The following is a 357-nucleotide window of genomic DNA, read 5'->3' as shown; positions in this document are numbered from 1 at the left end:
TCCCTTTTCGTTAAAAACCTCATAGTACCGTTGAAGGTGTTTGGTAATAGCTGATTGCCATCCAGTTCCGTTCAGCTTGCTACGTACAGCAACAAAAAAAATAATCCCCCATCTTCCTTGATTCGGAACAAACGAGGGATCATTTACTTATATTCATTTTCCTATTAGACATAAAATACCTCTCTTTCTTTTTCATTTAAATTCTCTCTAATTGCCTCTTCCCACCACAGATGGCCCTCTGGATTACGATTTTTCATAAGATCTAACCGTTCATTCACATGCTTTGCCTTGATTAACGTTTCTTCCTCCTCCATCATTCCACAACAGATTTCATAGATATCATCAAAGTGAGCGAGT

Origin of the sequence: Neobacillus drentensis, from assembly GCF_036966985.1 — a bacterium.
Lineage (GTDB): Bacteria > Bacillota > Bacilli > Bacillales > Cytobacillaceae > Neobacillus > Neobacillus drentensis_E.
The sequence above is the reverse complement of the archived record's forward strand: the minus strand, read 5'-3'. Positions refer to the sequence as shown.